At 69.4% G+C, this 16,595-nt stretch carries 21 protein-coding genes; 15 read left to right on the top strand and 6 right to left on the bottom strand.

All coding sequences use genetic code 11. The annotated features are described in order from the left end of the window. The first annotated feature begins 22 nt into the window (after positions 1–22). Positions 23–307 carry a 4a-hydroxytetrahydrobiopterin dehydratase gene (locus A7U43_RS09735; RefSeq protein WP_067994088.1) on the top strand — a complete coding sequence of 95 codons (285 nt, stop codon included), beginning with the start codon at positions 23–25 and terminating at the stop codon, positions 305–307. Here A7U43_RS09735 and A7U43_RS09730 read toward each other — a convergent pair. Further along, positions 252–1,457, bottom strand: a complete 1,206-nt coding sequence (locus tag A7U43_RS09730) for a mannosyltransferase (protein WP_082902069.1) — start codon at positions 1,455–1,457, stop codon at positions 252–254. The two genes, A7U43_RS09735 and A7U43_RS09730, sit on opposite strands and share 56 nt — an antisense overlap. A gap of 199 nt (positions 1,458–1,656) precedes the next feature. Between A7U43_RS09730 and A7U43_RS09725 the strand changes: the two genes are divergently transcribed. Together A7U43_RS09725 and A7U43_RS09720 are read left to right on the top strand one after the other, a co-directional pair. Then, complete coding sequence (locus A7U43_RS09725) at positions 1,657–2,181, top strand: hypothetical protein (protein ID WP_231963559.1); 525 nt, start codon at positions 1,657–1,659, stop codon at positions 2,179–2,181. A gap of 44 nt (positions 2,182–2,225) precedes the next feature. Then, the gene (locus A7U43_RS09720) at positions 2,226–3,218 is read left to right on the top strand and encodes an Rv1157c family protein (protein WP_067994082.1); all 993 of its coding nucleotides are present in this window, start codon (positions 2,226–2,228) and stop codon (positions 3,216–3,218) included. Positions 3,219–3,235: 17 nt separating this feature from the next. Here the strand turns inward: A7U43_RS09720 and A7U43_RS30305 are convergent, their stop codons facing one another. Beyond that, complete coding sequence (locus A7U43_RS30305) at positions 3,236–3,385, bottom strand: DUF1059 domain-containing protein (RefSeq protein WP_067994080.1); 150 nt, start codon at positions 3,383–3,385, stop codon at positions 3,236–3,238. 32 nt (positions 3,386–3,417) lie between these two features. On the opposite strand from A7U43_RS30305, the gene A7U43_RS09710 reads away from it, so the two are divergent. Beyond that, positions 3,418–4,071, top strand: coding sequence for a nitroreductase family protein (locus A7U43_RS09710; RefSeq protein ID WP_068002316.1), 654 nt, complete (start codon positions 3,418–3,420; stop codon positions 4,069–4,071). 68 nt (positions 4,072–4,139) lie between these two features. Here the strand turns inward: A7U43_RS09710 and A7U43_RS09705 are convergent, their stop codons facing one another. Beyond that, the gene (locus tag A7U43_RS09705; RefSeq protein WP_067994078.1) at positions 4,140–4,721 is read right to left on the bottom strand and encodes an HhH-GPD-type base excision DNA repair protein; all 582 of its coding nucleotides are present in this window, start codon (positions 4,719–4,721) and stop codon (positions 4,140–4,142) included. A 105-nt stretch (positions 4,722–4,826) separates the two neighbouring features. Between A7U43_RS09705 and A7U43_RS09700 the strand changes: the two genes are divergently transcribed. Further along, a complete protein-coding gene (locus A7U43_RS09700; RefSeq protein WP_067994075.1) occupies positions 4,827–5,111 on the top strand; it encodes a DUF732 domain-containing protein in 285 nt (94 codons plus the stop codon). A 3-nt stretch (positions 5,112–5,114) separates the two neighbouring features. On the opposite strand, the gene A7U43_RS09695 is transcribed toward A7U43_RS09700, so the two are convergent. Beyond that, on the bottom strand, positions 5,115–5,753 hold the full coding sequence (locus tag A7U43_RS09695; RefSeq protein WP_067994072.1) for a trimeric intracellular cation channel family protein: 639 nt from the start codon (positions 5,751–5,753) through the stop codon (positions 5,115–5,117). An 81-nt stretch (positions 5,754–5,834) separates the two neighbouring features. On the opposite strand from A7U43_RS09695, the gene A7U43_RS09690 reads away from it, so the two are divergent. The 8 genes from A7U43_RS09690 to A7U43_RS09655 all read left to right on the top strand — a co-directional run bounded on the left by A7U43_RS09690 (position 5,835) and on the right by A7U43_RS09655 (position 14,580). Next, positions 5,835–7,034 (top strand): sensor histidine kinase, encoded by a 1,200-nt coding sequence (locus tag A7U43_RS09690; protein WP_067994068.1) that lies wholly within the window; start codon positions 5,835–5,837, stop codon positions 7,032–7,034. Then, complete coding sequence (locus tag A7U43_RS09685) at positions 7,031–7,807, top strand: LytR/AlgR family response regulator transcription factor (protein ID WP_067994064.1); 777 nt, start codon at positions 7,031–7,033, stop codon at positions 7,805–7,807. Before A7U43_RS09690 ends, A7U43_RS09685 begins: the two co-directional genes overlap by 4 nt. Then, positions 7,800–8,165, top strand: coding sequence for a hypothetical protein (locus A7U43_RS09680; RefSeq protein WP_067994061.1), 366 nt, complete (start codon positions 7,800–7,802; stop codon positions 8,163–8,165). The genes A7U43_RS09685 and A7U43_RS09680 overlap by 8 nt, the downstream gene beginning before the upstream one ends. Next, positions 8,162–9,892, top strand: coding sequence for a sodium/solute symporter (locus A7U43_RS09675; protein ID WP_067994058.1), 1,731 nt, complete (start codon positions 8,162–8,164; stop codon positions 9,890–9,892). Before A7U43_RS09680 ends, A7U43_RS09675 begins: the two co-directional genes overlap by 4 nt. A gap of 215 nt (positions 9,893–10,107) precedes the next feature. Then, the gene (locus tag A7U43_RS09670) at positions 10,108–10,398 is read left to right on the top strand and encodes a DUF485 domain-containing protein (RefSeq protein WP_082902398.1); all 291 of its coding nucleotides are present in this window, start codon (positions 10,108–10,110) and stop codon (positions 10,396–10,398) included. A 44-nt stretch (positions 10,399–10,442) separates the two neighbouring features. After that, positions 10,443–12,023: a solute symporter family protein gene (locus A7U43_RS09665; protein WP_068002313.1), complete on the top strand. Its 1,581-nt coding sequence runs from the start codon at positions 10,443–10,445 to the stop codon at positions 12,021–12,023. A 115-nt stretch (positions 12,024–12,138) separates the two neighbouring features. Continuing rightward, on the top strand, positions 12,139–13,257 hold the full coding sequence (locus tag A7U43_RS09660; RefSeq protein WP_231963613.1) for an MFS transporter: 1,119 nt from the start codon (positions 12,139–12,141) through the stop codon (positions 13,255–13,257). Between the two features lie 48 nt (positions 13,258–13,305). Continuing rightward, positions 13,306–14,580, top strand: a complete 1,275-nt coding sequence (locus A7U43_RS09655) for an acyltransferase family protein (protein ID WP_067994048.1) — start codon at positions 13,306–13,308, stop codon at positions 14,578–14,580. Here A7U43_RS09655 and A7U43_RS29640 read toward each other — a convergent pair. Both A7U43_RS29640 and A7U43_RS09650 read right to left on the bottom strand, forming a co-directional pair. Further along, positions 14,577–14,750, bottom strand: coding sequence for a DUF5302 domain-containing protein (locus A7U43_RS29640; RefSeq protein ID WP_156525872.1), 174 nt, complete (start codon positions 14,748–14,750; stop codon positions 14,577–14,579). The two genes, A7U43_RS09655 and A7U43_RS29640, sit on opposite strands and share 4 nt — an antisense overlap. A gap of 18 nt (positions 14,751–14,768) precedes the next feature. Then, positions 14,769–15,212, bottom strand: coding sequence for a PPOX class F420-dependent oxidoreductase (locus tag A7U43_RS09650; protein ID WP_067994046.1), 444 nt, complete (start codon positions 15,210–15,212; stop codon positions 14,769–14,771). 31 nt (positions 15,213–15,243) lie between these two features. Here A7U43_RS09650 and A7U43_RS09645 point away from each other — a divergent pair, with 31 nt between their 5' ends. Together A7U43_RS09645 and A7U43_RS09640 are read left to right on the top strand one after the other, a co-directional pair. Beyond that, positions 15,244–16,077 (top strand): class I SAM-dependent methyltransferase, encoded by an 834-nt coding sequence (locus tag A7U43_RS09645; RefSeq protein ID WP_067994043.1) that lies wholly within the window; start codon positions 15,244–15,246, stop codon positions 16,075–16,077. Then, positions 16,074–16,589, top strand: a complete 516-nt coding sequence (locus tag A7U43_RS09640; protein ID WP_067994040.1) for a DUF1697 domain-containing protein — start codon at positions 16,074–16,076, stop codon at positions 16,587–16,589. The genes A7U43_RS09645 and A7U43_RS09640 overlap by 4 nt, the downstream gene beginning before the upstream one ends. The last annotated feature ends 6 nt before the right edge of the window (positions 16,590–16,595 follow it).

Genomic DNA, 16,595 nt, shown 5'->3' with positions numbered 1-16,595 from the left:
TCGACGGTATACCGTCGAGGTCATGGCTGTGTTAACCAACGACCAAGTCGATGCCGCGCTGCCCGATCTCACCGGCTGGGAACGGTCCGACGGGGCGCTGCGTCGTTCGATCGAGTTCCCGACGTTTCTGCAGGGGGTCGACGCCGTCGGTCGCGTCGCCGAACTGGCCGAGCAGCGCGACCACCATCCCGATATCGACATCCGTTGGCGCACGGTTACTTTCGCCCTGGTGACGCATTCCGCCGGCGGTATCACCGAGCAGGATCTCCAGATGGCGAAGGCGATCGATCAGCTGCTCGACCGCTGACGGCGATCCACCCCAGGGTGGCCAGCGTGGCCACCGGATAGACCAGCCCGGCCCAGGCCAATTGCCACGGGCGGCCGATCTCCCAGATGGTCGGTTGCGCGAAGCTCAACAGCCAGGGCACCCCGATGAGGGTGAGCGCCAGCCACCCCCAGCCCAGCACCCGGGCACCGAGGCGTTCGCGCAGGGGTCCGTGCAGCAGCCAGATCATCAGCGGGATCAACCACACCCAGTGATGCGTCCAGGAGATCGGCGAGAGCAGCAGCCCGAACAGTCCGACGATCACGATGCCGCCGAGCCGGTCCGCGGTGCCGATGGCCCGCCAGGCCAACAGCGCCAGCACCGCGGTGAGCAGGAGCGCCGCCAGCACGACGGGACCGTACCCGGCGTCCTGCCCGAGAATCCGCGAGATCGCGCCGCGCCAGGACTGGTTGAACGAGGTCCCGATCGGACCGATGCGTCGCGCGTCGCCCAGCAGGTCGGTGAAGTAGTAGCGAGCTTGTTCGCCCACCACCAGCGCCGAAAGGCCGATGGTGCCGAAGAAGACGAGCGCCGAGAAGACCGCGACCATCCAGCGGCGCACCCCCACGAAGTACAGCCCGGCCACGGCGGGGGTGAGCTTGATGCCCGCGGCCAGTCCGACCAGCAGACCCGATAACCACCACCGGTTGCTCTGCACCGCCCACAGCACCGCCAAGACCAGCAGCACATTGATCTGGCCGTAGTCGAACGTGCTGCGCAGCGGCTCGGTCCAGATGCCCACCGCGGTCCACAGCATCGCCGCCCGCGTGTCGGTGTGCCCGAGCAGGCGCAGGCTGGTCCGCGCCACGCCGTACAGCGCGGCAAAGATGCCGAGCTGCCAGATGAAGGCCACCACCCCGAACGGCAGCAGGCTCAACGGATAGAACACGACCGCGGCGAACGGCGGGTAGGTGAACGGCAACGGGAAGTCGGGCGTCTGTTCGGCGTAGACGTAGTCGTAGAGCGCACCGGGGTGCTCCAGGGTCTCCGCGCCACCGACATAAACGTGCAGGTCGACGAAGTTGGCCCCGTTGGGCACCAGGTAGGTCCAGGCCAGCCGTGCGAGGACGCTGACCACCACCACCAGCGGCGCCCAGCGATACAGCTGTGCCCTCGGACCGGTGTTGCGCATGGTGTTTACCGGTCCGACTCTAACGACCCCCCGGCGGCTCGCGCCCCGGTCACCATCGGCGCACACCTCCGTAACGGTTGAATAAATGCCACTCTTGTCACTTGAGTAACACCAGTAACTCCGTACCTTCGGTCTGAGACGTGCCGTCAACGAAATGGGGAGTCTCGTGTCACCAGCCAGAAAAGCGTTTGCCGCCAGCATGATTGCCGGAGCAGGCGCCGTCGCCACCGCCCTGATGCTCAGCCCGACCGCTGTTGCCGAGCCGGCCCCGCCGCCGCCCGCACCCGCGCCCGCCATGCCGAACATCCCGTTCATGAACCAGCTCGCCGGCATCCCGGCCGCCGCACCGCAGCTCATCCAGGGGCTCGCCTCGGCGTTCACCGGTGGCGGCGGACAGTCGACCCTGCCGGTCGATCCGATCACGCCGCAGCCGCCGACGGCCACCGCGTCGCTCAACCTGCCGCAGACACCGGGCGTCGCCGCGGCGCTGCCGGCCGCGGCGGCTGCCGCACCGGCCGTGGCGGGCGTGCAGGACCTGATGCCCGCGGGTCTGGCCTCGCTGATGCCGGCCGGCACCCCGCTCGCGGGTCTGCTGCCGCAGGGCGCCGCGGCCGCGACGGCCCCGAGTGCACCCGCGGCCCCGGGCGTTCCCGCGTCCTCGCCGGCGGACGCCGCGGCCCAGTCGCTGGTGCCGATGTTCCTACCGGTCTCCGCGCTGCCCTGACCGACCGCCCACACCGTCACCGAACAGCTCACCAGGGGGAAGTCATGCCATCGATCCGGACACTGCTGACCAGCACCACAGCCTGCGCGGTGGTGGTGCTGGGCGGTGGGGTCGCGATCCCGGCCCACGCCGATCCGGCCGCGCCCATGCCGCTGCCGATCAACGGTTTACAGGCACCGGGACTACCGGCGATGGAGACTCTCGGCCCGGCGATCCAGCAGGCTGCTGCTGACCCGAGCAATGCCGCCTCGATGCTGATGGCCGCCGCCGCCGCGTTCGCCGGAAACGCGGCGGCGCCGTCCGATTCGCTGAATGTCGCGTCCGCGGTGAACCAGTTCGTGTCGGAACCGCAGGCCCACGTGCCTGCGGCCGGCGCGGGCGCTCAGGCGCACCTACCCGCCGGCGTGGACCCGGCCTACTCCGTCGGCCCGGTGCCGATGGCCGTGCCCACCGCACCCGAGGCAGCACTCCCGCCGGTCGATGCTCCGGCGCCACCCCCCGACGCCGTGCCCGCGCCGGCTCCGGCCCCGCAAGCCGCCGCGCTGGCCGCACCCGCCCCCGAGGCGGCGCCGGCACCCGGTCCCGCCCCGGCCCCGGCTCCCGGCGCGATGCCCGACTTCGGCCCCGACGCGCCGACCACCCAGGACTTCATGTACCCGTCCATCAGCAACGGCTGCGGCGCCGATGGCGGCAACGTGCTGGCCACCGCGATCTCGGTCGCGGGCCCGGCCAAGATCCCCGCGCCCGGACCGGTCGCCGGCCAGACCGCCTACGTGTTCACCGCGGTCGGAACGCCCGGCCCGGCCGCCGTGCAGAAGCTGCCGCTCAACGTCACCTGGGTGAACCTGAGCACCGGCAAGTCCGGGACCGCGACGCTCAAACCGCAGGCCGATATCAACCCCGAAGGACCGACCACGCTGACCGCGATCGCCGACACCGGCTCGGGCAGCATCATGTCGACGATCTTCGGTCAGGTCAGCACCACCGAGAAGCAGTGCCAGTTCATGCCCACCATCGGGTCGACGGTGGTGCCGTAGCCCGTTCGCCGAGCGCGCTAGAAGGCCATGAAGAGGATCATTTCCCGGTCGTACTCACGGCCGGGGTGGGACTCAGCGAGGTGCGCCTGCGCCTTCTCGACCAGATCGTCTTCGTCGGCACCTTGAATCGCCTCGCCGCACGGGCAGTTCAGATGTGTCTTAGCCATATGTCCACCTTCGCATACCGATGATGGTGAGCATGGACATCTACGACGTTATGCGCACAACCGGGGCGGTCCGGGTCTTCACCGGCGAACCGCTGCCCGACGAAACACTGGTCCGGATCCTGGACAACGCCCGCTTCGCGCCGAGCGGCGGCAACCGGCAGGGCGCCCGTGTCGTGGTGGTCCGCGAACGCGCGACCATGCAGGCCCTCGCCGATCTCACCGACACCGGGTTCCGCCGCTACATCGCCCAACAGCGCCGCGGGGAGAGCCCGTGGAATCCGCTGCACCCCACGGGCGCGTCGGCCGAGGAGCTCGCCGCCGTGCGGGTGCCCCGCGCCGCCCAGTTGCTCGACGCCGATGTGGCGCTGGTGATCTGCGTCGACCTCAATGTGGTGGCGGCCTTCGATCAGGATCTCGATCGCATCGGCCTGGTGGCGGGCGCGTCGGTCTACCCGCTGGTGTGGAACATCCTGCTGGCAGCGCGCAACGAGGGCTTCGGCGGTGTGCTCACCACGATGGTGGTGCCCGAGGAGCCCGCGGTGAAAGAACTACTCGGCATCCCGGCGGACTTCGCGGTCGCCGCGGTGCTGCCGCTGGGCAAGCCGGTCAAGCAGGTCACCAGGCTGACCCGTAAATCGGTCTCCGAGTTCGTGACCCGGGAACGCTTCGACGGCCCGGCGTTCTAGTCGCCTTGACTCTGCGATGAGGGTGCGGGTCACTCGCACAAATGCGCCCTGGCCGCAGAGTCGACGAGTTAGGCCTGCTTCGCAGCCTTCGCGGCCGCCTTCATCTTCTTCTTGTAGGCCCGGACCTCCTGCAGCGAACCGGCGTCGACGACATCGGCCACCGACATGTGCGTACCGGCCTTGCCGTAATCCCCCGCCGCGGCGCGCCAACCCTTCGGCGTCACCCCGTACTGCTTACCCAGCAGCGCGAGGAAGATCTTGGCCTTCTGCTCGCCGAAGCCGGGCAACCGTTTGAGCCGCTTGAGCACCTCGGCGCCGTCGGGTTCACCGCTGGTCCACAGCGCGGTCACGTCCCCGTCGTAATCGTCGACGATCGCCTGGGCCAGGGCCTGCACCCGTTTGGACATCGACCCCGGAAAGCGGTGGATGGCCGGGGTTTGCGAGCACAGCGCGACGAACTCGTCGGGGTTGTAATCGGCGATCTCGCGGGCATCGACGCCCCCGATGCGGTCGGCGATCTTCTTCGGGCCCGCGAACGCGGTCTCCATAGGGATCTGCTGATCCAGCAGCATGCCGACCAACAGTGCGAACGGGTTGGCCTCGAGCAGGGCATCGGCCGCGGGATCTTGGACTAGCTGCAAGGTGGGCACCGGCCCAGTCTAGAACCGCGAATCCGCGCGCGGTGCCGGTGCGGTGTGCGACCGTAGTGCCCTGACCTGCAGACAGCCCGGTAGGAGACAGTCGTGAGACGTGTGATGGCACCTCTGGTTGCGGCCGTTGCCGCCTCGATCGCGCTGGCCGCCACGGCGCACGCCATACCCGAGCAGGGCACACCGGAGTTCGACGAGTACATGGGCGGCCTGCAGCGCAACGGGTACAACCTGAACCCGGACACCGCATGGCGCGCCATGCATCAGGCGTGTGTGGGCGGCCTGCCGGGATACATCGGCCTGGAGTTGGCCGCACAGGGCGTCATCGGGCCCGGGGCGCAGGAGCGGGTGTTCGACGTGGCCAGGAAGTACGCCTGCCCGGTGCAGTGATCGTCACTGCTCGGCGCGCCACGACGATCCGGGCGGACGGGGGGCGTTCAGTCCGTACCGCACCCCCAGCATCCGGATGACGAAACAGACCGCCGCCGCCCCCAGCGCGGCCGGCAGTCCGTACACGCCCAGCTCGATGGCGAGCACCGTGAGCCCCGCCGCGATCAACGCCGGGATGGCGTACAACTCGCTTTGCAGGACGGTGGGCACCTGCCGGATGAGCGTGTCCCGGATGGTGCCACCGCCCACCGCGGTGACGACACCCAGCAGAATGGCCGGCGCCGGCCCGATTCCGTAGGCCAGCGCCTTGCCCGCGCCGATCACCGCGAAGACGCTCAGCCCGATCGCATCGAACACCGTGATCAAGGTCTGTAGCCGGTGCAGCCGTCTGCTGAGCGCGAACGCGATCGTCGCACCGCCCGCGGCCAGTGCGAAGTACCGCCAGTCCAGGAAGGTCGCCGGCGGTGTCGCGCCGATCAGCACGTCGCGAATCACCCCGCCGCCCAACGCGGTGATCATGCCGAGGGTCAGCACCCCCACCACGTCCAACCGGGCCGCCCGCACCGCCGTCAGCGCCCCGTTGAGCCCGAACGCGAAGGTACCGACCAGATCCAGCACCAGCAGCGTCGGTTCGGCATCCACCCCCAGTGCTTATCACGCCTGTTGGCGAGGTTGTGCAGCCTGCGAACCTTCGGCTCGCCCCCGGTTTACAGTGGCCGCACGATGTCGGGTCAGATCGCATGGGCGCTGGCGGTCGCGCTGCTGCTGGCGGCGGTGGCGGCCGTCCTCGTGGTGCGCACCCGCCGGGTGGTGGCCACCCCCACCGAACGTGCCGTGCACGCCGCCCTGCACACCGCCTCGCTGGCGGCGCGGGCGCTACGGCAGGGTCTGGACTCCGAATCCGCGGCGACCGCAGCGCCCTTCCTGCGCGGCCTGACCGGTACCGACGGCGTCGCACTGTTCGACGGCCACGGCGAACTGCTGGCCACCGACCCCGACGACGCATCGATCTGGCAGTCCGAGGTCGCCGACACCTGCGCGGCCACCGCCGCGGAGTCGATCGCCGGAGAACGCCGGGTGCTCAACGGTGTCCGCACCTCGACGGTGGTGGCCCAGCCCTTGCTGGCCGAAAACGGCGACGTGCTGGGTGTGCTGGTCGTCGTCACCGCCGCGTCCCCCGGCCCCGGCATGCTCGGCGCGATCGGCGAGGTCGCCCGCTACGCCGCCAGCCAGATCGAACTGGCCGAGCTCGACGCATCCCGTGCCCGGCTGGACAAGGCCGAGGTGCTGGCCCTGCGCGCGCAGATCAGTCCGCACTTCATCTACAACGCGCTGAACACCATCGCCTCGTTCGTGCGCACCGACCCGGCCCGCGCCCGGGAACTCATCCTGGAGTTCGCCGATTTCACCCGCTATTCGTTCCGGGCCGCCGGCCAATACACCACCCTGGCCGAGGAACTGCGCAACATCGACCGCTATCTCACCCTGGAACGGGCCCGCTTCGGCACCGCGTTGAAGGTGCGCCTGCAGGTCGCCCCCGAGGTGCTCAACGTGGTGGTGCCGTTCCTGGCGTTACAACCGTTGGTGGAGAACGCGGTACGGCACGGGCTGGCCGGGCGCGGAGGTGGATCGGTGGAGATCGTGGCCAATGACGCCGGCTCGGACTGCGTCATCACCGTCGAGGACGACGGCGCCGGAATGGATCCCGACACCTTGCGGGCCGGCCACGGCGATGCGCTGCAGCCCGCCGGAACCGACCAGTCCGCACATGTCGGCCTGACCAATGTCGACCATCGGCTGCGGGCGGCGTTCGGCAACGATTACGGTCTGGTGGTCGAGACGGCGATCGGGGCGGGGACCAAGGTCATCATGCGGGTGCCGAAATTCCGCTCCGGTGTGCGGGCCAGCGGAGGTGTGGCGTGACCGGCCTGACGGTGCTGGCCGTCGACGACGAAGCCCCCGCCCTGGACGAACTCGCCTACCTCCTGGACCAGCACCCCGATATCGCCGCGGTGCACACCGCCGGGGATGCCACCTCGGCGCTGCGGGAACTCAACGCCCACCCGATCGACGCGGTGTTCCTCGATATCAACATGCCCGGGCTGTCGGGCATCGAACTCGCCGGCGTGCTGCGCAACTTCGCGAACCGGCCGGCCGTGGTGTTCGTGACCGCCCACGATGACAAGGCGGTCGCCGCTTTCGATGTCGGCGCCGTCGACTATCTGCTCAAACCCATCCGGCAGAACCGGCTCGACGAGGCGGTCCGCCGGGTGTGCGCCGCACGCAGCAACGAGCCCGAACCAGCCGAGGACCCCGACTCCGATGTCATCCCGGCCGAGCTCGGCGGTATCACCCACCTGGTGCCCCGGGAGACCATCGGCTGGGTCGAGGCCGAGGGCGATTACGCCCGACTGCACTCGGCGACGGGAACCCACCTGGTACGTATTCCGTTGAGTGTCTTGGAGACCCGCTGGCGCGACCACGGCTTCCAGCGCATCCACCGGTCCCACCTGGTCTCGCTGCGGATGGTCACCGGACTACGCACCGCCGACGGCGCGGTGCTGGTACGGCTGCGCGCCAATGGCAGCTCCCCCGCAGTGGAGCTCCCGGTGAGCCGGCGGCAGGCCCGCGAGTTGCGCGACCGGCTGGTCCGCGATCCGATGCGCAACCTCAAGCCGGCGGGTTCGGATGAGTGAGGGCGAACGACCCCAGCGCCAGCGGGTGGTGCTCGCCCACCGGCGCGGCGCGCGCATGGTGCGCACCCGCATCGAGGTACAGGAGCAGACCCAGGTCGGCGACGCGCTGGTGCGGGGCCTGGTGCGCGCGCAACTTGGGCTCGCGCTCCGCCTGGGTGCCGTCGTGGTGTTCGCCGTGGCCGGCATCGTGGTGTTGAACAGGGCCGCACCGGATCTGATGGTCTTCGGCATGCGGCTGAACTGGCTGCTGCTCGCGGTGCTGGCCTATCCCCTGCTCTACGGGGTGGGCAGGCTCTACGTCCGATTGGCCGAACAGGGCGAGAAGGACTTCGTCCGGGTCGTCGACAGCGAACCGTGAGCGGCTCCCCGCTGACCGCGGCCGCGCTGCTGGCCGCCGCCGTCGCGACGGTCGTGATCGGCAGCTGGGGCGTCCGCCTGTCCCGCACCACATCGGACTTTCTGGTGGCCTCGCGCAGCGTCGGGCCGCGCTGGAACGCTGCCGCCATATCCGGCGAATACCTTTCCGCAGCATCATTTCTCGGGGTGGCCGGACTGATCGCGAAATACGGTGCCGACGCGCTGTGGTACCCGGTCGGGTTCACCGCCGGCTACCTCGGCCTGCTGCTGTTCGTTGCCGCGCCGCTGCGCCGCTCCGGCGCCTACACCGTCCCCGACTTCGCCGAGTTCCGGCTCGGTTCGGCGCGGCTGCGCAAGGTGGCCATGCTCGTCGTCGTGATCATCTGCGTGTTCTACCTGGCCCCGCAGTATCAGGGCGCGGGGCTGGCCCTGAAAACCCTTCTCGGGATGCCGGTCTGGACGGGACCGTTACTCGTGGGCGCCATCGTCATCACCAATGTGGTGGGCGGCGGGATGCGCTCCATCACCTTTGTGCAGGCCTTCCAGTACTGGTTGAAACTCACCGCGATCGCCATCCCCGCGCTGGCCCTGCTCGGTCTGTTCGTCACCGACCGCGGCGACCTCGGCGGCCCACTGCCACCGAGCGTGGACCGCGAGACCACCGTGCAGATCGAGACCGACATCGTCGTGCAGGTCGTCGACCCGTCCGGGATCCGGGTGAGCGGTGAGCTCGACGGAAACGCCGTGCGCGACGCCACCTTCGGCACCCCTGGCGAGCACACCCTGGGTGCGGGGACCAGCCTCACGCTGGCCGCCGGGGCCGCCACGCCGGTGGTTGCCGGCACCCCGGGGACCGGACGAGAGTGGATTTCCTCCGGCGGCGGCCTGGGCGGAGACCACCCGCTGTACCAGGTGATCTCGATCATTGTGGCGACCTTCCTTGGCACCATGGGTTTGCCGCACGTGCTGGTGCGGTTCTACACCAACCGCGACGGGCGGGCGGCGCGGCGGACCGCCTTGGCGGTCATCGCGCTGCTGTCGTTGTTCTATCTGTTCCCCGTCCTGCTCGGGGTGTTCTCCCGGCTGTACGTTCCGCAGCTGCTGATCACCGGGACCGCCGATGCCGCAGTGCTGTTGGCGCCGGGGTCGGCGATCGGCGGGGTGTTCGGGCAACTGCTGGCCGCGCTGGTCGCCGCGGGCGCCATCGCGGCGTTTCTGGCGACCTCATCGGGGTTGCTGGTCAGCATCGCAGGAGCGCTGGCCACCGACGTGATGCGGGGGCGCGTGCGGGACTTTCGCGTCGCCGCGGTGATCGGTGGCCTCATTCCCATCCCGCTGTCGCTGCTGGTCGCCGACATCGAGCTGTCCCGCACCGTCGGCCTGGCGTTCGCGGTGGCGGCATCCACCCTGTGTCCGCTTCTGGTGCTGGGCATCTGGTGGCGTGGGCTGACCGCCGCCGGGGCGGCCGCCGGACTGGCCGTCGGCGGGCTGGTCTGCGGCGGCGCCGTTCTGGTGGCCATCACAGGCGGTGTCGATGAGACCGTGCTGGGTGGCTGGCCCGCGGTGATGGTCGGCTATCCGGCCGCGGTGAGCGTGCCGGTGGCGTTCGCGACGATGATCGTGGTCAGCCGGTTCACCCGCGCCGCACCCGATGTCGCGCAGGTCTTCGCCCGGATGCACGTGCCGGAACGACTCGGCATGGGCGTCGAGCGGCTGCCGGAGAGCTGAGCGTCCGCACGTATCCACCGGGTGGGCAACCGCTCACCGCCGCTGACTGACCGCTCACCGCACCGCTGCCCGGCTTCGCCGTTTGACCCGGATTTGTGACCTGCATCTCAATTAGATTCGGGGTCGAGCTGGTTCACAGTCAACGTCAGGAGTCCCCGGTGCCCGAGATCGATATACCCGCGCGACCTGCGCCCACCGGCGAGGAGTTCCTCGCCATGCAGGCCAGCCCCGAGTTCCAGGACCTGCGCAGCAGGCTGCGCCGGTTCGTCTTCCCGATGACCGCGTTCTTCCTGATCTGGTACGGCATCTACGTGCTGCTGGGCGCGTTCGCCCACGACTTCATGGCCACCCGGCTGTTCGGCAACGTCAACGTCGGGCTGATCATCGGGCTCGGGCAGTTCCTCACGACGTTCGTCATCACCGGTCTCTATGTCCGGTTCGCGAACCGCGAGCTGGACCCGCGCGCCGAAGCCATCCGCAACGAGCTGGAAGGACCCCTGCAGTGAACCTCCTGGCCGCCACCCAAACGGTGGGTAATCCCGTCGCCAACATGGCCATCTTCGGGCTGTTCGTCGTGGTCACCATGGTCGTGGTGATCCGGGCCAGCAAGCGCAACGCCACCGCCGATGAGTTCTTCACCGGCGGCCGGGCCTTCTCCGGCCCGCAGAACGGTATCGCCATCGCCGGTGACTACCTGTCGGCCGCCAGCTTCCTCGGCATCGCCGGCGCCATCGCCGTCTACGGCTATGACGGCTTCCTGTACTCCATCGGCTTCCTGGTCGCCTGGCTGGTCGCCTTGCTGCTGGTGGCCGAATTGCTGCGCAACACCGGCAAATTCACCATGGCCGATGTGCTGAGCTTCCGGCTCAAGCAGCGCCCGGTCCGATTGGCGGCGGCCACCACCACGCTGACGGTCTCGCTGTTCTACCTGCTCGCCCAGATGGCCGGTGCCGGCGGCCTGGTGGCGCTGCTGATGAACATCAACAGCCGGGCCGGCCAGTCGCTGGTGATTGCCGTCGTCGGCGTCCTGATGATCGTCTACGTGCTCGTCGGCGGCATGAAGGGCACCACCTGGGTGCAGATCATCAAGGCGGTGCTGCTGATCGCCGGCGCCGGGTTCATGACCGTGATGGTGCTGGCCAAGTTCGGCCTGAACTTCTCCGAGATTCTCGGGTCAGCCCAGACCGCCATCTCCGGGGCCACCACCGAGGGCGTGGCCAATCGCGACGTGCTCGCCCCGGGCGCCCAGTACGGCGGATCGCTGACCAGCCAGATCAACTTCATCTCGCTGGCGGTGGCGCTGGTGCTCGGCACCGCGGGCCTGCCGCACGTGCTGATGCGTTTCTACACGGTCCCCACCGCCAAGGAAGCCCGCCGCAGCGTGGTGTGGGCCATCGCCCTGATCGGCGCGTTCTACCTGTTCACCTTGGTGCTCGGGTACGGCGCGGCGGCCCTGGTCGGCCCGGACCGCATCCTCGGCGCCGCCGGCGGGGTGAACTCCGCGGCCCCACTGCTGGCCCTGGAACTGGGCGGCGTGGTCCTGCTGGGCATCATCTCCGCGGTCGCCTTCGCCACCATCCTCGCCGTGGTCGCCGGGTTGACGATCACCGCATCGGCGTCCTTCGCCCACGATGTGTACGCCAGTGTCCTCAAGAGCCACAACGTGACGGAGGCAGAGCAGGTGAAGGTCTCCCGCATCACCGCGGTGGTGCTGGGCATCCTGGCCATCGGTCTGGGCATCCTGGCCAACGGCCAGAACATCGCGTTCCTGGTGGCGCTGGCCTTCGCCGTCGCGGCCGCGGCCAACCTACCGACCATCGTCTACTCGCTGTACTGGAAACGGTTCAACACCCGCGGTGCGCTGTGGAGCATGTACGGCGGCCTGATCTCCACCATCGTGCTGATCGTCTTCTCCCCGGCCGTTTCCGGTACCAAGACATCGATGATCGCGAGTGCCGATTTCGCCTGGTTCCCGCTGGCCAACCCGGGCATCGTGTCCATCCCGCTGGCCTTCGCGCTGGGCATCATCGGCACCCTCACCTCCAAGGACACCGGCGACCCGGCGATCGCCGCCGAGATGGAGGTCCGCTCGCTGACCGGTGTGGGAGCCGAGAAGGCGGTCGCGCACTAGCGCGGCGCACCAACCACCCGGATTACCCGGCCCGGCGGCGGTGTTGTTCACCCGAGTGAACACCCGCCGCCGGTCCTTTGCGTTCGCTGCACTGGCCTATGCCTTCGCCGCCGTCATGGTCGGCACCACCCTGCCGACCCCGCTGTACGCCCTCTACGCCGAACGGATGCACTTCTCCGTCGTCACCACCACCGTCATCTTCGCGGCGTACGCGGTGGGCGTGCTCGGCGCGCTGCTGCTGTTCGGCGGCTGGTCCGATGCGGTGGGCCGCCGGCCGGTGCTGCTGGCCGGACTGGCCGCGGCGATCGCCAGCGCCGTGGTGTTCCTGATCGCCGATGATGTGGCGCTTCTGCTCGTGGGCCGGCTGCTGTCCGGGCTGTCGGCGGGGCTGTTCACCGGCACGGCGACCGCGGCGGTGGTGGAGGCACTGCCGGCCGCCCAGCAGGAACGGGCCGCGACGGTGGCCACCATCGTCAACATCGGAGGTCTGGGCATCGGGCCGGTGCTGGCGGGCCTGCTCGCCGAGTACGTGGCGCACCCGTTGACGATGCCGTTCGTCGTGCACATCGCGTTGGCGAGCCTGGCCGTGGCGGCGGTGCTCGCCGCGCCGGAGACCTCGTCGCGCACCGGCCGGATCGGCGTGCAGCGCCTCGCCGTGCCCGCCGAGGTGCGCGGCGTGTTCGTCACCGCCTCCACCGCCGCTTTCGCCGGCTTCGCGGTGACGGGCCTGTTCGCCGCGATCGCACCGTCGTTCGTCTCCGAGGTGGTCGGCGTGGACAACCACGCTGTCGCCGGCGCCATTGCCGGGTCGATCTTCCTGGCCTCTGCGGTGGCACAGCTGATCGGTCGCCGCATCGTTGCAGCGACGGCGGTCGCCTGGGGCTGCGCGATCCTGGTGCTGGCAATGGTGATTCTGGCTGTGGCGCTGACATTTTCGTCGCTGCCCGGGATCATCGTCGCGGCCCTGGTGGCGGGTGCCGGACAGGGCATCAGCTTCAGCCGCGGTCTGGCGGCAGTGGTCGAGCAGGTACCGGCCGGGCGGCGCGGTGAGGTCAGCTCGACCTACTTCGTGGTGGCCTATGTCGCGATCTCGCTGCCGGTGGTCGGGGTCGGCGTGGCGGCCCAGGCCTGGGGGCTGCGCACCGCCGGGGTGAGTTTCGCGGCCGCGGTGGCGGTGCTGGCGTCGGTGTGCCTGGCCGCCATCCTCATCCAGCGCAGCCGCGCCGCCGACTGAGTGGTTCTACTCAGGTGCGACGCGGCGCCGGCCTCTAGATTCTGGGGCATGCCCATCGCCGCGTTCCCCACGGTCGCCGACGTCACCGCCGCGACACCTGTGGATCGGGACCGGGCCATCGACGTCATCCGGATCACCGCCCTGGTCGGGGTGGTCATCGGGCACACCGTCATGGCCACCAGCATCATTCGCGGTGGGGTCTTCTACTGGGAGAACCTGCTCACCACGGCGGCGGTGTTCCAGGCACTGACCTGGGTGTTCCAGATCATGCCGCTGTTCTTCTTCGCCGGGGTGGCCGCCTCGGCGACGGCCTACGGCGGTCCCTGGGGCGGGTGGCTGCTCAAGCGCTGCACCCGGCTCTACCGCCCGGTGTTCTACTACCTTGCGTTCTGGTTCCTCGCGTTGCTGGTGGCCCGCCGGGTCTTGCCGGTGCACGTGTACGAACCGCTGGCCGGTATCTCGATTCAGCTGCTCTGGTTCCTGGGTGCCTATGTGCTTGTGTTGGCGACGGTTCCGCTGCTCACCCGGATCAGCACCACCGGCCGGCTCATCGTGGCCGTCGCGACGCTTTACGCGGCGGTGGCGGTCATCGACGTGATCCGGGTGCACGACCCGGACTGGACCTGGCTGGGCTACGCCAATCTCGCGGCGTGGCTGGTGCCCGGCATGTTCGGCGTCGCCTACCGGTACCGGCTGCTCACCCGGTCGAACGCGACCATCCTCGGGGCGGCGATGCTGGCGGTGAACATCGCCCTGGCCCGGTTCGGCCCGTACGAGCTGAGCCTGGTCGGCATCGAGGGACAGCAGCTCAAGAACATGACGCCACCGTCACTGCTGCTGGCGGGGCACGCAATCATGATGTGCGCGTTCGCGATTGCGCTCGCCCCCACGATCGGGCGGTGGGCCCGGCGGCCTCGGGTCTGGTGGCTGGTCGCCATCGGGAACAGCGGGGCGATGACGTTGTACCTGTGGCACATCCCGGCGTTGCTGGGCGTGCACCTGGCCTTCGACCTGCTGGGTCTGCCCCGCTACCCGGGCCAACCGCACTTCGTGGCGCTCAGTATCGCCCAGCTGGCCTTGATGGTCGTCCTGGTGGCGGCGTTGTTCGTGGCGTTGCGGCCATTGGAGAACAATCCGCTGCCTTATTGGGACGGCGGCACGGTCGACGGTCCGGGACCGCGCAGCGCGGCGGTCGGCGCACTGTTGTGCGTCGCGGGCGCGACCACCCTGGCCGCGGTGGGCTGGGGGCTGAAGGACCTCGGACTGTACTTCGTCGCGCTCATGCTGGCCGCGCTCGTGGCGGCCCGCCGGTTGGCGAGCTAACCGCTCTTGCGGCGGAACTCGCGACGGTTCTCCACCGGGCCGTGCGCGCCGCGGGACTGTTTGCGCCCGGCGTCGGCGTGCGACACGCCCTCGGCGGTCTGCGTCTTCTTCCGCTCCAGCGCCTCCCGGAACTTGCGTTTGGTGTCGTCTTCGGGAGTCTCGTCGGCCATGGGGTCAGCCTAGCCCTGTCACCTGATGCCCGGCGGCATCCCGTACAGATGGTTGATCGGCAGGGTGAGCAGCACCCGCCGGTCGTCGACCATGGCCCGGCGATAATCGTCCCAGTCCGGGTGTTCACCGGCGATGTTGCGGTACAAGGAAATCAACGCTTCGACGGTCTCGTCCCCGGGATTCGCGGCGGGCGGGGTGAGCAGGGCGTCACCCTCGGCGACCGCGTAGGCCCAGCCGTCATCGGAGGACACATGGATGGACGCTCGTGGGTCGCGGCGCAGATTGCGGGTCTTGGCCCGCGGTTCGGTGACCGACACCTGCAGGGCCACCCGACGCGCGTCGAACCAGTAGGACACGTTGGACAGCTGCGGCCGGCCGTCCTTCTTGACGGTGGCCAGCACCCCCAGCGAGTTCCCACTGATCAATGCCAACAGCTTGTCGTCGAAAACCTGGCGCCCCATGCCACGAGGGTACGACTCTACGATCGGGGACATGAGTCATCTGGGTGGGATCGACGGCACCAGTTTGGAGGGCGTGTCCATGACCACCCTCTGGACCCTGCACAACCGCGGCTCTGAGGCGAAGCGCTCCGACGGGGTGATCCGGGACCCGTGGGCGGTCACCCTGCTCGACAGCATCGGCTACGACTACCGCAAGTTCGGCAAACCCAATCAGTCGCACGCGTTGCGCGCACGGGCTTTCGACGCGGCGGCCATCGACTATCTGACGGCTCACCCGAAGGCGTCGGTGGTGGCCCTCGCGGAGGGCCTGCAGACCAGTTTCTGGCGACTGGCCCGTGCTGGCGTCGCCGACGAATTGACCTGGTACTCCATCGATCTGGAACCGGTGATGGAACTGCGCCGGCGGTTGCTCCCGCGCAACGACCGGATCATCGAGCTGCCGCAGTCGGCCCTGGACCGCAGCTGGATGGACAAGGTGAGCACCGAGCACGGTGTGTTCGTCACGGCCGAGGGGTTGCTGATGTACCTGGAGCCCGAGGATTCGCTGGGCCTGATCGCCGACTGCGCGGCCCGGTTCCCCGGCGGGCAGATGATGTTCGATTCGATCCCGCACTGGCTCAGCAGGCGCACCCTGACCGGGCTGCAACTGTCCGACCGCTACATCGCCCCGCCGATGCCGTTCGCGATGACCGCCGACGAGGCCCTCGCGCTGGCGGGCCGTATCGACTGTGTGCGCCGTGCACGCGATATCGCACTGCCACCCGGTCGCGGGGTGTGGAAACTCGCGAGCCTGCCGGCACTGGACCGGATCGGTGCCTTCCGCCGGGCGCGGCCGGCCATCACGCTGCTGGAGTTCGGGCGGTGACGCGGTACGCCGCGTTCCTGCGCGGGGTGAACGTCGGCGGGGTCACCCTCAAGATGGCCGAGGTGGCGGCGGTATTCACCGCGGCCGGCTTCACCGCGGTGAAGACCGTGCTGGCCAGCGGGAACGTGCTGCTGGACAGCCCGTCGTCGGCGGCGGCGGTACGCGCGGCGGCCGAGGCCGCGCTGCGGGAGAATTTCGGCTACGACGCCTGGGTGTTGGCCTACCCGTTGGACGTCGTCGCCGACATCTCCGCGCACTACCCGTTCGAGCGAGCGGTCCCCGAACACCACTCCTATGTCACCTTCGTCAGCGACGCCGACGTGCTGCAGGAGTTGGTGGCGCTCGCCGACGCAGCCGGGGAGACCGCCGCCCGCGGAGACGGGGTGCTCTATTGGCAGGTGGCCCGGTCGGCGACGCTGAACTCGGCGATCGGCAAGACGATGGGCAAGAAGCGCTACAAGTCCTGCACCACCACTCGCAACCTGCGCACCCTGGACAAAGTGCTCGCGTAGGTACAT

This window comes from Mycobacterium adipatum (assembly GCF_001644575.1).
Classification (GTDB): Bacteria; Actinomycetota; Actinomycetes; order Mycobacteriales; family Mycobacteriaceae; genus Mycobacterium; species Mycobacterium adipatum.
This window is presented reverse-complemented; position numbering and strand designations above follow the sequence as displayed.